Annotated in this window: 12 protein-coding genes; 5 read left to right on the top strand and 7 right to left on the bottom strand. The window is 71.7% G+C overall.

Annotated elements, in window-relative coordinates:
• Positions 1-99: 99 nt before the first annotated feature.
• On the bottom strand, positions 100-1,152 hold the full coding sequence (locus INTCA_RS12515) for a LacI family DNA-binding transcriptional regulator (protein WP_013493288.1): 1,053 nt from the start codon (positions 1,150-1,152) through the stop codon (positions 100-102).
• 114 nt (positions 1,153-1,266) lie between these two features.
• On the opposite strand from INTCA_RS12515, the gene INTCA_RS12510 reads away from it, so the two are divergent.
• A complete protein-coding gene (locus INTCA_RS12510) occupies positions 1,267-2,340 on the top strand; it encodes a LacI family DNA-binding transcriptional regulator (protein WP_013493287.1) in 1,074 nt (357 codons plus the stop codon).
• Here INTCA_RS12510 and INTCA_RS12505 read toward each other — a convergent pair.
• Positions 2,241-3,545 carry a lactate racemase domain-containing protein gene (locus tag INTCA_RS12505; RefSeq protein WP_013493286.1) on the bottom strand — a complete coding sequence of 435 codons (1,305 nt, stop codon included), beginning with the start codon at positions 3,543-3,545 and terminating at the stop codon, positions 2,241-2,243. The genes INTCA_RS12510 and INTCA_RS12505 overlap by 100 nt on opposite strands.
• A 99-nt stretch (positions 3,546-3,644) precedes the next feature.
• Between INTCA_RS12505 and uxaC the strand changes: the two genes are divergently transcribed.
• Genes uxaC through INTCA_RS12490 form a run of 3 tightly spaced genes read left to right on the top strand, consistent with a single transcriptional unit; the run spans position 3,645 to position 8,124 of the window.
• Positions 3,645-5,069: a glucuronate isomerase gene (gene uxaC / locus INTCA_RS12500; RefSeq protein WP_013493285.1), complete on the top strand. Its 1,425-nt coding sequence runs from the start codon at positions 3,645-3,647 to the stop codon at positions 5,067-5,069.
• Positions 5,066-6,502, top strand: a complete 1,437-nt coding sequence (locus INTCA_RS12495; RefSeq protein WP_013493284.1) for a mannitol dehydrogenase family protein — start codon at positions 5,066-5,068, stop codon at positions 6,500-6,502. Before uxaC ends, INTCA_RS12495 begins: the two co-directional genes overlap by 4 nt.
• Complete coding sequence (locus tag INTCA_RS12490; RefSeq protein ID WP_013493283.1) at positions 6,499-8,124, top strand: gluconokinase; 1,626 nt, start codon at positions 6,499-6,501, stop codon at positions 8,122-8,124. The genes INTCA_RS12495 and INTCA_RS12490 overlap by 4 nt, the downstream gene beginning before the upstream one ends.
• Positions 8,125-8,138: 14 nt before the next feature.
• On the opposite strand, the gene nhaA is transcribed toward INTCA_RS12490, so the two are convergent.
• The 5 genes from nhaA to INTCA_RS12465 all read right to left on the bottom strand — a co-directional run bounded on the left by nhaA (position 8,139) and on the right by INTCA_RS12465 (position 13,381).
• Complete coding sequence (gene nhaA / locus INTCA_RS12485; RefSeq protein ID WP_013493282.1) at positions 8,139-9,410, bottom strand: Na+/H+ antiporter NhaA; 1,272 nt, start codon at positions 9,408-9,410, stop codon at positions 8,139-8,141.
• A gap of 6 nt (positions 9,411-9,416) precedes the next feature.
• Positions 9,417-10,727 carry a TRAP transporter large permease gene (locus INTCA_RS12480; protein ID WP_013493281.1) on the bottom strand — a complete coding sequence of 437 codons (1,311 nt, stop codon included), beginning with the start codon at positions 10,725-10,727 and terminating at the stop codon, positions 9,417-9,419.
• 11 nt (positions 10,728-10,738) lie between these two features.
• Positions 10,739-11,245 (bottom strand): TRAP transporter small permease, encoded by a 507-nt coding sequence (locus INTCA_RS12475; RefSeq protein ID WP_013493280.1) that lies wholly within the window; start codon positions 11,243-11,245, stop codon positions 10,739-10,741.
• 143 nt (positions 11,246-11,388) lie between these two features.
• Entirely contained in the window at positions 11,389-12,435 is a 1,047-nt protein-coding gene (locus INTCA_RS12470) for a TRAP transporter substrate-binding protein (protein WP_013493279.1), read from the bottom strand.
• A gap of 301 nt (positions 12,436-12,736) precedes the next feature.
• Positions 12,737-13,381, bottom strand: a complete 645-nt coding sequence (locus tag INTCA_RS12465; RefSeq protein WP_148236579.1) for a hypothetical protein — start codon at positions 13,379-13,381, stop codon at positions 12,737-12,739.
• Between the two features lie 116 nt (positions 13,382-13,497).
• On the opposite strand from INTCA_RS12465, the gene INTCA_RS12460 reads away from it, so the two are divergent.
• Positions 13,498-13,890, top strand: coding sequence for a hypothetical protein (locus tag INTCA_RS12460; RefSeq protein WP_013493277.1), 393 nt, complete (start codon positions 13,498-13,500; stop codon positions 13,888-13,890).
• The last annotated feature ends 34 nt before the right edge of the window (positions 13,891-13,924 follow it).

Raw genomic sequence — 13,924 nt, 5'->3', positions numbered from 1 at the left:
GGGGCCGTGACGGGGCCGTGACGGGGCCGTGACGGCCTGCGAGTGGGGCCGTGACGCGGGTCCGCGGTCGATGCAGGGGCTCAGGGGCGATGCAGGGGCTCAGGGGCGCCAGAGGACAGCAGCTGCCGTCGAGCCCCGGACGACGAGCATCGACGGGAGCACGACGAGCGGGTCCGGCCGGCGTCGACCGGTGACCAGACCGATGAGCCCGTTGACCCCCGTCGCGCCGAGGGAGTCGAGCGGCGCCGCGACCGTGGTGATGCCCGGTGTGACGAGGTCAGCGACCAGGGTGTTGTCGAAGCCGATGATGCTCACGTCATCGGGGACCCGGGCGCCCAGCAGTCCGAGACCCCGGATCAGTCCGATGGCGAGCTGGTCGTTGTAGCAGAGCACGGCGGACCCCGGGTGTCCCAGGACCGCCTGGGCGGCGTAGCGGCCGGCATCCACGGTCGGCGCGAACGGGCCGACGCGGCGCACCCCGACGCCCCGCTCGAGACAGGCCTCCTGCGCGGCGGTCCACCGCTGGCGGTCGGCCCAGGACGCCTCGGGCCCGGCGACGTAGGTGACGGACGAGTGCCCGAGGTCGACGAGGTGCTCGACGGCCTGGCGCGCCCCGGCCCGGTTGTCGGTGACGACGCTCGGCACGCCGTCGACCTCCCGGTTGAGCACCACCAGAGGGGTCCGGCGGGACACGGCGACGATCTCGGAGTCATCCATCCGCGTGCTCGTCAGGAGCAGTCCGGCGACGACGGAGCTCGTCCGCTCGAGGGCGTCGCGCTCGAGCCGACGCGACTCCTGTGTGTCGGAGAGGACGAGCGTGAACCCAGCCTCGGACGCAGCGCGCTCGGCGCCCCGGATGATCTCGAAGTAGAACGGGTTGGTGATGTCGGGAACGATGAGCGCGATCATGTGCGCGGCCGGTCGGCCGGGACCACCGCCCGGAGCGCCCGCCATGTCCGCAGCGCCCGCAGCGCTGCCGGCGCCGTCGCGACCGGCGCCGCCGCGCTGGTAGCCCAAGGCGGCCCCGACCCGGAGGATCCGCTCGGCTGTGGCGGCGTTGAGCCGGCCCGGACGGGAGAACGCCCGTGAGACCGTCGACGGCGCGACCCCTGCGGCTTTCGCCACGTCGTAGATCGTGACCGCCTTCTCCATGCCTGCCACGGTAGGCACGGCCCGGTGGCGGCGACACGGGTTGCCATGTGTTGCCGGCCTGCGGCACCCGCGCGGTCGATTGCCGCGACCTGGCCACGCCCCTAGATTGACCGCATGGATCGCCGACCGACGATCTACGACGTGGCCCAGGCCGCGGGCGTGGCCGCCTCGACCGTCTCGCGCGCCTTCGCGCGCCCGGGGCGGGTCAAGGCCGAGACCGCGCGGCGGATCTTCGAGGCCGCCGAGGCGCTCGGCTACCGCACCACGGCCCTTCCCGGGCTGGTCTCTCGCCGGACCCGGACCCTGGCGCTCGTCGTCACCGACATCACCAACCCGTTCTACGGGGACATCATCCGTGGCGCCCACGAGGCCGCCCACGAGCTGGGCTACACCCTCCTGCTGTCGCACACGCAGGAGGACGCGCAGCTCGAGCGGGATTGGACCGAGCGCGAGCTGACCGCAGTGGAGGGCGTCCTCCTCACGAGCTCGCGGATGTCGGACAGCGCGATCCGCATGATGGCCAAGCAGAAGCCGGTCGTCGTGCTCAACCGCCGGCTGCCGGAGGTGCCGTCCATCCTCGTCGACAACGCTCGGGGGATACGTCGAGCCGTGGAGCACCTCACCGAGCTGGGGCACGACGCGGTGACCTATGTCGCCGGGCCGGAGTCGAGCTGGACCGACGGCGCCCGCTGGCTCGCCCTGCGCGAGGCGGCCCACGAGCTCGACATCCGGGTCCGACGAATCGGTCCGTGCAACAACCCGACGGTGCACGCCGGGTTCGGACGGGCCCGCGAGGTCGTCACCACGTCCTCGACGGCCGTCATTGCCTACAACGATGCGGTCGCGATCGGCGTCGTCAAGGGGCTGACCCGCCTGGGGGTCCCGGTGCCCGAGGCCGTGAGCGTGGTCGGCTTCGACAACACGTTGCTCTCCGAGATCATCGAGCCGGAGCTGACCACCGTGGCCGCCCCGCTGCAGGCGATGGGCGCGACCGCGGTCAAGAACCTCGTGGCGATGATCGGCGGCGCCGTGCCCAGCCGTGAGCCCATCATCATGCCGGTCCGCCTCGTCGTGCGCCGGTCGACGGGTCAGCGGAGCCGGAACAGGGTCTCGCCCGCGTTGGGCACGAGGAACGTCTCGTCGTCGGCCTCAGCCGCGGCGAGGTCGACGGAGTCGGGGTCGAGGTAGCCCAGGTTGGCGGCGAGGCACACCTCCTCCGGGATCCGGGTCGCGAGCGTGACCTTGACGCGCAGTCGCTCCTCGCCCGTCTCGGCGTCGTAGGTGCCCGCCCCCCTGAGGTGGGTCGAGTGCGCCAGCGTGCCCCAGTGGATGTGCTTGAAGCGGTCCCACTGCTTCACGAAGTAGTCGCGACAGTGGTAGCCGATCTCGTTGATCTCGGGGTGGCTCGTCGAGATCTCGGTGATGTGCGGGGCGTAGAGGATGACCTCGCCGCCGTCCGCCACGGCCGGCTCGAGCTTGTAGAAGCCCTTGGCCCCGGTCCAGATGTCCTCGTACATCGTCGGGATGACGGAGATGACCCGCCGAACCGGCTCGTCGAGGTAGGTGACGTGGGTGGCGGCGCACACCTGGGCGGCGTTGGCCCACGCGGACTCGGTGTCGCCGAACGAGATCGAGTGCAGGTCGAGGGAGCCGCTCTCGCCGACGACGCAGAACGCGAGCTTGTGCGCCGGCACGAGCGAGGCGCCCTCGTTGATCAGGGCCCGGACCGGGGTGATGGCCGTCGTGCCGATGATCTCGGCGGAGGTGATGAGGGCACCGATCCAGTGGGAGACGTCGATGATCTGCTGCCCGGCGACGCCGGGGAAGAAGTACTTGTTGCCGCCCGAGATCCCGACGACCTCATGGGGCAGCACCGGTCCGAGGACGAGCGCCACGTCGTGCTCGACCACGGCTCGGTTGAGCAGGACAGGGACGTCCATCGACAGACGGCCCTCCGAGAGCTCCTCGAGCCGGGCCGCCGGGATGGTGCCGAGGTCGGCGAAGGTCTCGGGCTCCCACCATGCGTGGTTGAGCACGGTCATCCCGGGATACGTCTCCTCGAGCCGCCCGGCCGGGTAGCCGAGGTGCCGGGCCAGCGCGGCCTCGCTCATCGGCTGGTGGGTGCCCAGCGCGACCAGCGTCGTCATCCGCGAGACCCGCCCGTGGAGCGCCCGGTGCACCGCCCCGAGCAGCAACGGCATCGGGCAGGTCCGGGTCGCGTCCGGAACGATGATGCAGACGCTCCTGCCGTCGAGGTCGGTCCCGTCCAGCTGCTCGGTGATGAACCGCTCGACCGCGTCCGACTCGAGGACGCCCTCCGGGCCGCCGAGCCGCGCGGCTCGTCGGGCAGCCTGCTCGGGGGACTCCTGGACGGCAGCTGGCTCGGTCGTCATGGCCCCCACTGTCGTCGGGGGAACGGCACCTGACAACCCCGGCTGGCAACTCGTGGCAACCCGTGGTCCACCGGTGCCGGGTCCACCCACGATGGGGGCATGACCGCGACCGCAGACCGACCGCTCGTCCTCGACCCGGACCGCCTCTTTCCCGCCGACCCGGGCGTGCGCTCGGTCGCCCGCCGTCTGCACGAGGCGGTCCGCGACCTGCCGATCATCTCGCCCCACGGTCACGTGCCGCCCCAGTGGCTGGCTGAGGACGTGCCCTTCGGCGACCCGACGTCGCTGCTGATCTCGCCGGACCACTACATCTACCGGCTGCTGCACGCACAGGGCGTCGCCCTGGAGGACCTGGGCGTCGGCGGCGGCAGCCTTGACGAGGCGCAGTCCCGCCGTGCCTTCCGGCTCCTGGCGGAGCACTGGCCGGCCTTCCGTGGCACACCGAGCCGCTTCTGGATGGAGAGCGAGCTGGGCGACGTCTTCGGCATCGGCCAGCGCCTCCACGTCGACACGGCGGACGCGATCTACGACCAGATCGCCGAGCGCCTCGCCTCACCGGACTACCGGCCCCGCGCCCTGATGGACCGGTTCGACATCGAGGTCCTCGCGACGACCGACGACCCGGCCGACGACCTGCGCCACCACGCTGCCCTCCGGGACGACCCCGCGTTCACGCGCCGCGTCGTCCCGACGTTCCGCCCCGACCGCTACCTCGAGCCGGGCCGCGCCGACTTCCCGCAGCTCGTGGCAGACCTCGGCCGCGCGGCCGGCGTCGACACGGGCACGTACCGGGGTTACATCGCGGCCTTGGAGGAGCGGCGGCGCGCCTTCAAGGCCCTCGGGGCGGTCTCCTCGGACCACAGCCACGCCGATGTCGTCACCCTGGCGCTGGACGAGGCGGAGGCCGCTCGGATCTACGCGTCGGCGGTCCGCGGCGAGGTGAACGAGGCGGAGGCCACCGCGTTCCGCCGTCACATGCTCGTCGAGATGGCCCGGATGGCAACCGAGGACGGGCTGGTCATGACGCTCCACCCCGCAGTCCACCGCAACCACCACACCGCGACGTTCGAGCGCTTCGGGGCGGACACCGGGCACGACATCCCGTACGCCACTGAGTTCACCCGCGGTCTCCAGCCGCTGCTCGACCGGTTCGGCACCGCGCCCGGGTTCCACCTCGTGCTCTTCACCCTCGACGAGACGGTGTACTCGCGCGAGATCGCCCCCTTGGCGGGCTTCTACCCGAGCGTCTACGTCGGCGCCCCGTGGTGGTTCCTCGACGCGCCCGAGGCGATCCGTCGGTTCCGTGGGGCGGCGACGGAGACGGCCGGCTTCTACCGCACGTCGGGCTTCATCGACGACACGCGCGCCTTCATGTCGATCCCGGCGCGGCACGACATGTCCCGTCGCCTCGACAGTGCCTACCTCGCCCAGCTCGTCGCCGAGCACCGGCTCGACGAGGAGGAGGCGCTCGAGACCGCGGTCGACATCGTCACGACGATTCCGCGGAAGACGTTCAAGCTGTGACCACCTCGCCGTATGCCGCTGGGCCCGATCCCAGCGCGGGCCAGCCGACGCGTCGGCTCAGTCGTCAGACGGACGGGCGCCCAGCCGCCCCCGTGCGCATCGTCCACCTCGGTGTGGGCAACTTCTTCCGCGCGCACGCCGCGTGGTACACCGAGCGCGCCTCCGACGCCGCCGAGTGGGGGATCGCGGCCTTCACCGGACGGTCACCCGCGACGGCCCGGGCGCTGTCGGCCCAGGAGGGGCTCTACACCCTGCTCGTGCGCGGGCCGGAGGGTGCCGCACCCGAGGTGATCTCCAGCCTCAGTGCCGTCCATCCCGCCGACGACCTGGACTCCCTGCGCCGCTACCTCGCCGACCCCCGGGTCAGCGTCGTCACGACGACGGTGACCGAGGCCGGCTACCGGCGGAGCTCCTCCGGCGGGCTGGACACCGCGGCCGAGGACGTGGTGCGCGACGTGGCCGCGCTGCGCGGCGACCCGGTCGACGGCGTCGTGACGACCACCCCCGGCCGGCTGGTGGCCGGCCTGCTGGCCCGGCGGGCCGCCGGCGCGGGGCCGATCGCCGTCGTGCCCAACGACAACGTGCCTGACAACGGCGAGATGGTCGCCAGGGTGGTCCGGGACCTCGCCCGCGCGGTCGATCCCTCGCTCGAGACCTGGGTCGGCGAGCACGTCTCCTTCGTCACGACGATGGTCGACCGGATCACCCCGCGCACGACGGCCGACGACCGTGCCGAGGTGGCCCGGCAGCTCGGCATCGACGACCCGGAGACGGTGCCCACCGAGCCCTTCTCCGAGTGGGTCCTGTCCGGTTCCTTCCCCGGTGGCCGGCCGGACTGGGAGGCGGCCGGCGCCCGCTTCGTCGACGACGTCGGTCCCTTCGAGCAGCGCAAGCTCTGGCTCCTCAACGGCTCGCACTCGCTCCTGGCCTACGCGGGGTCGTCACTGGGCCACGAAACCGTCGCCGACGCCATCGCCGACCCCGAGGTCCGGGCGTGGGTCGAGGAGTGGTGGGACGCCGCATCCGCACACCTGTCGTTGCCGGCGGACGAGGTGCGTGACTACCGGTCCGCCCTGCTGGCCCGCTACCGCAACCCGTCGATCCGACACCTGCTGGCCCAGATCGCGGCGGACGGCTCACAGAAGATCCCGATCCGGGCCGTTCCGGTGGTCCGGGAGGAGCTCGAGGCGGGCCGGGTGAGCCGGGGTGCGTTGCGTCTCGTGGCGGCCTGGATCGCTCACCTGCGGGGGGCCGGAGCACCGGTCACCGACGCACACGCGGACGAGGTCGTCCCCCTCGGCGAGGGCACCCTCGACGAGGCCGCTCGACGCACGCTCGAGTGGCTCGCCATCGACGCCGGGCCGCACACCGAAGCGGTGCTGGAGGAGGTCACGCGGCTCGTTGAGGGCCTCGGGGCGCGACGCAGCTCATGACCCGGCAGGTGGTCATCGGCATCGACGTCGGCACCACGGCGGCCAAGGTCGTCGGTTTCGAGGTCCTCGACCCACGCGAGCCCGGTGGTCCGGGCGACCGGGTAAGTCCGGGCGACCCCGGTGGGCAGCGGGCGCCTGGTGTGCCCCCAGGGCGGTGGACGGCCCAGCAGGAGTACCCGCTGGTCCGGCCGCAGTCCGGCTGGCGGGTCCAGGACGTCGAGGTCGTCCTCGACGCGATGCTGCGCTCCCTCGCCGACGTCGTCGCACAGCTCGACGGCGCTGAGGTCGTCGCGGTGTCGGTGAGCTCAGCCATGCACGGGCTGGTCGGCCTCGACGCCGCGCACCGGCCGCTCACCCCGCTCGTCACCTGGGCTGACGCCCGGGCCCGGGAGACGGCTCGTGAGCTGCGCGCCACCCCCTTGGCCGCGTCCCTGCACCAGCGCAGTGGGACCCCGGTCCACTCGATGTCGCCGCTGACCAAGCTGCGGTGGTTCTCCCGTCACGAGCCGGAGCTGACCCGCACCGCCCGGTCGTGGGTCGGGCTCAAGGACGTGGTTCTCCTCGCCCTGACCGGGCGGCTCGTCACCGAGCTCTCGTCGGCGAGCGGGACCGGGCTGCTGTCCATCGCCCACCGGACCTGGGACGCCGAGGCACTCGACCTCGCGGGGGTGCGCCTGGACCAGCTCCCGCAGATCCTCTCGACGACTGCCAGCCTGCCCCTCTCCCGGGACGCCGCCGGGCGAGTGGGCCTGCCCGTAGGCACGCCCGTCGTGCTCGGCGCCGGCGACGGGCCCTTGGGCAACCTCGGCACGGGCGCGATCAGACCCGGGGTTGCCGGTCTGTCGCTCGGCACGAGCGGCGCCCTCCGGCTCGTCGTCGACGGCCCCCGCAGCGACCCGTCGGGCCGGCTCTTCTGCTATGCGCTGACCGACGAGGCCTGGGTCGTCGGCACGGCGATCAGCAACGGCGGCGCCGTCGTCCGGTGGGCCGGCTCCGTGTTCGCGGCGGACCGTCCCGGCTCCGCACCCGACGCGTCGGCCACCCCCGTCGGTGACGCCGAGGTCCTCGCCCTCGCCGAGCAGGTCGAGCCCGGCAGTGACGGGCTCGTCATGCTGCCCTTCCTCCTCGCCGAGCGCGGGCCGCTCTGGGACGCCGACCTGCGGGGCGCCTTCCTCGGCATCCGGCAGCACCACACCCGCGGTCACTTCGTCCGCGCCGCCGTCGAGGGGGTCGCGTTCCAGCTCGCCACGGTCCTCGACGGGTTGGACGACGTCACCCCGGTGAGCGCGATCCGGGCCACCGGCGGCGTCTTCCGCAGCCCGCTCTGGCGAGAGGTCCTCGCCGGCGCCCTCGCCCGCCCGCTCGTCGTCACCGGAGGGGCCGAGGGGTCGGCGCTCGGTGCAGCGGCCCTCGGCCTCATCGGGATCCACGCGAGCGACGGGCTCGAGCCGGCCCTGGAGCGGCTCGCCCCGGGGCTCGTCGACGGCCCAGGCCACGGCCCAGGCCACCACGACGCGACGGTGGTGGCCCCGGAAGCGAGCTCAGCGGCATACCGCATCGCGCGTGCCTCGGTCGTCGCCCGACTGCACGAGCTGGCCCGGGCCGCCGAGCTGCTGTCCTGAGCGATCCTGTCCCGTCAGCTGACCGGGACGGGATCCCCACGACGCTCGTGGACGCGGGACCGCCACGTGAGCAGGGCCGAGCCGAGGACCGCGGAGGACACCGAGGCCACGAGGATGCCGGCCTTGCCGACCTCACCGGCCCCGTTCTGGAACGTCAGCGAGTTGACGAGCAGCGAGACGGTGAAGCCGACCCCGGCGGTGCACGACACGGCGAGCAGGTCGAGCCAGGCACCCTTGGCCTCTGGGTGCAACCGCAACAGGCGTGCCCCGAGGAGCGTCGCGGTCACGATGCCGATGGGCTTGCCGACGACGAGCCCCAGGATGATGCCGATCGCGACGGGACTGCTCAGCGAGTCACCGATCGTCGCGGGGTCGACCCGCATGCCGACCGCGAAGAAGGCGAACACGGGGACGGCGAAGCCGGCCGTGAAGGGCCGCCAGACGTGCTCGAACCGCTCGGCGACCGACGGCTCGTCGTCCTTGCGGGCGCCGGCCGGGACGGTGAAGGCGAGGGCGGCTCCGGTGATGGTCGCGTGGATGCCCGACGAGTGGATCGCCCACCACGCCAGCACCCCGACGACGAGCAGCACGGCGGGGTGGGCCCCGCGTCGCACGAGCCAGGCGAAGACCCCGATCGCCGCGAGTCCGGCAAGGAGCGTCACGAGGTTGAAACCGTGCGCGAAGACCGTGGCGATGATGATGATCCCGCCGAAGTCGTCGGCGACGGCCAGGGTGAGGAGAAAGGCCCGCAGCGCCGTGGGGAGTCGGCGGCCGAAGGCCGAGATGACGGCCACTGCGAAGGCGATGTCCGTCGCCGTGGGGACCGCCCAGCCCCGGGGCTGACCATCCGCGGCGAGGTTGACCAGGAGATAGATGAGAGCCGGTGCCGCCATCCCGCCGAGGGCAGCGATGACCGGCAGGGCGGCCCGGCGCGGGCTGCTCAGCTCGCCGGTGGTGAACTCGCGCTTCAGCTCGAGCCCCACGACGAAGAAGAAGAAGGCGAGCAGGCCGTCCGTGGCCCAGGTGGCGACGGGCAGGTCGAGTCCGACCTGCCCCGGCCCGAGCCGGAAGTCGGAGATCGCGCGATAGGCCGACTCCCACGGCGAGCTGGCCCAGGCGAGGGCGAGGACGCTGACGAGGAGCAGGAGCAGGGCGCCGACGTTCTCGGCCCGCAGGGTGTCGAGGAAGTTGCGCTCGCCGCCCCGGGTCAACGGCCCGAAGAGGACCCGCCCGTTCTGCCCGCGGCCAGTGCGGCGCTTGCCGGCCCGGGGTTGATGGTCACCCATGGTCGGTCACGGGCTCATCAGGCCCATCTGGATCGGTAGCCACGTCGAGACGGCCGGCGTGAACACCACGACGAACAGGCCGATGACGAGGGCGACGAGGAAGGGCACGAGCTTGGCGACCACCGGCTCGATGCGCAGGCCCGCCACCCTCGACCCGACGAAGAGGACGTTGCCGACCGGCGGCGTGATCACCCCGACGCACAGGTTGTAGACGATCATCGTGCCGAAGTGCACCGGGTTGATGCCGAACGACATGACGATCGGCAGGAAGATCGGCACGAAGATGAGGATCGCCGGCGTCGGGTCCATGAAGGTGCCCACGACGAGCAGGATCACCATCATGATGACGAGGATCGCGACCGGGCTCGTCGTCAGCCCGAGCAGGGCCTCCGAGACGAGCTCGGGGATCCGCGCGAACGACATCACGAAGGAGAGCGCCGACGAGACTCCGACGAGGAGCATGACGATGGCAGTCGTCCGCGAGGCGTCGAGGACGATGCGGGGCAGGTCGGCGACCTTGATGGCGCGGTAGGCGAACCCGAGCAGGAGGCAGTAGACGACGGCGATCGCCGACGACTCCGTTGCCGTGAAGACCCCGGCGATGATGCCGCCGATGACGATGACCATCATGAGGAGCGACGGGACCGCGCGCCACAGGACGAGAGCGGCCTGGCTGAGGGTCGGCCGAACGGGCGTCTCGGGGTTGGAGTTGCGGCGCGACCAGATCAGCGCGACGACCATGCAGGCCAAGGTCCAGATGAGGCCGGGTCCGACGCCGGCCATGAACAGGGCTGCGATCGAGGTGCTGCTCACGAGCGAGTAGACGATGAAGGTGTTGCTCGGCGGGATGAGCATCCCTGCGGGGGCCGACGCGACGTTGACCGCAGCGGAGAAGGCCTTGTCGTACCCCTCCTTCTCCATGCGCGGGGTCATCACCGTCCCCACCGCTGCCGCCGCGGCGACGGCGGCGCCGCTCACGGCCCCGAACATCGCGTTGGCGACGATGTTGGTGTGGGCCAGCGAGGCCGGGAGCCGCCCCACGAGCACCTTGGCGGCGTCGATGAGGCGGCCGGCGATCCCTCCGTTGTTCATCAGGACCCCGGCGAGGACGAAGAACGGGATGGCGAGCAGCGGGAACGAGTTGATGCCGGCGAACATCCGCTGGGAGGTCGCGAGCGCCGCGCTCTCGGGCCCGATGAGGACTGCTGCGGCGCCGAGCGACGACAGGCCGATGCCCACGGCGATCGGGATGCTGACGAGGATGCTGACGGCGATGCCCAGGGCGAGGATCAGGGCGGCGAGCGTTACGGGTTCCATGGTGCTGCTCCTCAGACCGGCTCTGCGGCGTCGTCGATCGCGAAGGCCTCTTCGGTCCGACGGATGATGGCGGTGACGTGGTAGACGGCGTAGAAGGTGATGATGAGCCCGGTCAGGGGCAGCACGAGGTACATCTGGCCCGCCGTGAAGGGGAGCGCCGACAGTTCCTGCGTCCAGGCACGGCCCGCGGCACGGTAACCGCCCCAGATGAGGATGAGGGACGCGAAGGCGATGATGGCCAGCTGGACGAGGATCGAGACGAGGCGCTGCACCGGGTCGGACAGCCGCCGCACGATGAAGTCGACTGCGATGTGACCGCGCTCGCTGAAGACGAGCGCCGTCGCGAACAGGCCCAGCCAGACGAACGTCAGACGGGCGGCCTCCTCGGTCCACGTTGCCGGGTCCTTGGTGACCTGTCGGGTGAAGACCTGCCACACGACGATCACGACGAGGAGGGTGAAGAGGGCGACCGACGCGGTGGCGAGAGCCTTGTCGAGCCATCGTTTGACCTGGCGCATCCTTGCACTTCCTTCGACGTTCGCGGTGTGTGGTGCCGGCCCCGTGCCCCCGGGAGAGGGCACAGGGCCAGCATTCGGTGTCCGCGACGGAGGGAAGCGGACGAGCTGGGTGGCTCACGCGGTCAGCGTGAACCGATCGTCTCTCAGTTGGCGGCGCTCTGCGCGGCCTCGTAGAGGGCCTTCTGGGTGTCCGTCTTGAGGTACTGCGCCGTGAGCGGCTCGAGAGCCGCGCGGAAGGCAGCGGTGTCGACCTCGTTGAACTTGGCTCCGGCCGCCTCGGCGGTCTGGACGGCCTTGTCGGTCTCGGCGGCCCACAGCTGCGTGTGCTCGGCGAAGGTGGCTGCCCACTCCTTGTCGAACGCGGCCCGGTCCTCGGCAGACAGGCCGTTGAACAGGCCGCTGTTGATGATGAGGTAGTCGAGGCCGACCAGGTGGTTGGTCCGCGAGAAGTACTTGGCCACCTCGAGGTGCTTCTGCGTCACGTAGGAGACCTCGTTGTTCTCGGCGCCGTCGATGACGCCGGACTGCAGCGCCGTGTAGACCTCACCGAACGCCATCGGGGTGGCTGACGCACCCATCGCGTCGACCATGGCGATGGCGAGCGGGCTGTCCTGGACCCGGATCTTCTGGCCCTTGAGGTCGGCCGGCGTGTTGACCGGGCCCTTGCTCGTGTAGACGCTCCGGGTGCCCTGGGTGAAACCGCCGACGACGGTGATCTGGTTCGACGACTCGAGTGACTTGTACAGGTCACCGACGACGTCGAGGTTGTTGACCACCTTCATCTGGGACTCGACGGAGTCGAACACCAGCGGGAGGTTGAAGACGGAGAAGTCCTGGTTGAGCTTCTCGAGCTGCGAACCAGAGACGATCGCGAGGTCGACGGAGCCGTCACCCACGAGCTGGAGCGCCTCGGCCTGCGCCCCGAGAGTCTCGTTCGGGTAGACCTGGATCCCGAGGCGGCCGTTCGTCGCCGTCGCGAGGCGCTCACCGAAGTGCTTGAGCGCGATGAACGACGGGTGCTGCTCCGTCTGGTTGAGCGACAGGCGCAGCGTCTTGGCGGCAGCAGCGGCCTGGGTCGAGCCAGCGGTGTTGCCGGTGCCCGTGGCGGGGCCGGTGCCGGCGCTGCAGGCGGCGAGAGCGAGGGCGGACAGGCCCGCGACAACACTCGCGGCCAGGGTCTTCGGTGACATGTGGTCAACTTCCTTTGCAGTCTGCGCGACATCCTTGAGCGTGCAGGTGGGGCATCATCCGGTGGCTGTGCTCCCGGCGGGGGCCAGCGTCCCTGATCAGTGAGCCACGCGGGCCCTCGCCCGCAGAATGAGTTGCCATCAATTGCCTCCACACAGGGAGTGCTTCCCGCCTTGTCGGGACCCCGGCGCGTACTCCCTCTGGCAACCGCGGCAACCGTCGGCAACCCCGCCGAGCGCGAGGGCAGCGTGCCCCTCAGTCGCCCCCTCAGTCGCCCCCTCAGTCGCCCCCTCAGTCGCCCCCTCAGTCGCCCACGGAGTCGACCACCTCGCCCGTGCCGAGCCGACGCAGGTGGGTGGTCCCGGGGTGCCCGTCCACGAAGCCGACGTTCACCTCGAAGCCCCCGGAGGCCGGAGAGGCGAGGCGGATCGACCACTGCCCCTCGACGTGTTCCTCCGCCGCGACCGAGAGCGTCGGCGCGCCCGGCTCGGCCAGGACCTCTGCGACCCGGCGGCGCGCCGTGGACACCGCGGCGTCGCGGCCCAGCTCGCCCGGCCACGGCGCGGGGTTGTCCGCGATGAACGTGCGGAACGCCGCCGCCACCGCCGCCTCGATCGCCTCCTGTTGCTCGGTCCGTTCGCCGGGGTCGGTCTCGTCGGCTCGGAGCATCGGGGTGGGCAGCGAGACCGACAGGTCCACCGCACTCCGCCGCCGGTTGCCGAGGTGGTGCTCACGTCCGATGCGCACGACGCACCCCTCCCTCGAGTCCACCAGGGCGACGACCGGCGAGAGGGCCGCGAGGTAGGCGCTCTCGTCCCGCGCCCGGCCGGGCCGGTCGAGGTGCAGGTCGAGCAGGTAGACGTCCTCCGGGCCCTGGCGACCCTCGAAGGCCACCACTACGTGCACGTCGTCGACCATGCTCAGGTCACTCAGGGGTGGGGGCGCCATGGCATCAGCGTCGCCGCTGGAGGCGCGCCGGTCAACGAGGCGGCCTCGCTGGCCCGCGCGAACCCCGGAGGGCGGCCGAAGGCCCACGGGCGGGCCCCGCGACGTACCGTGAGCAGGTGATCAGCCTCGCCCTCGCTCGCCGCCTCGTGGCCGAAGGCGTGCTCTGGGAGCCGCGACCCGGGGACCGGTTCATGATCGACCAGCCGACCCTCGTCGATGACGTCTTCTGGATCAGTGAGCTGACGATCGACGTGCACACCTACCACGGTCAACCGCTCCTCGGCTTCAACGGCACCACCGAATGGGCCCTCGACTCGGTGACGCTCGACAAGGCCATCTGGCTACCGCGCGAGGACCAGCTCCGCGAGCTGCTCGGACAGCGCTTCGTCGCCCTCAGCCGCCCGGACGGTCGCTGGCGGGTCAGCATCGTCGATGCGGGCGGGCCCTGCGACTTCGAGGCGGACGACCCCGAGGACGCCTACGCCCTGGCCCTGCTCAGCATCGCCTGAGGCGCGCCGACGACGAAGGGCCCGCCGGGTGCCT

It is taken from the genome of Intrasporangium calvum DSM 43043 (assembly GCF_000184685.1).
GTDB lineage: Bacteria > Actinomycetota > Actinomycetes > Actinomycetales > Dermatophilaceae > Intrasporangium > Intrasporangium calvum.
Note: the sequence above shows the minus strand (reverse complement) of the source record. Positions and strands in the feature narration are given on the sequence as shown.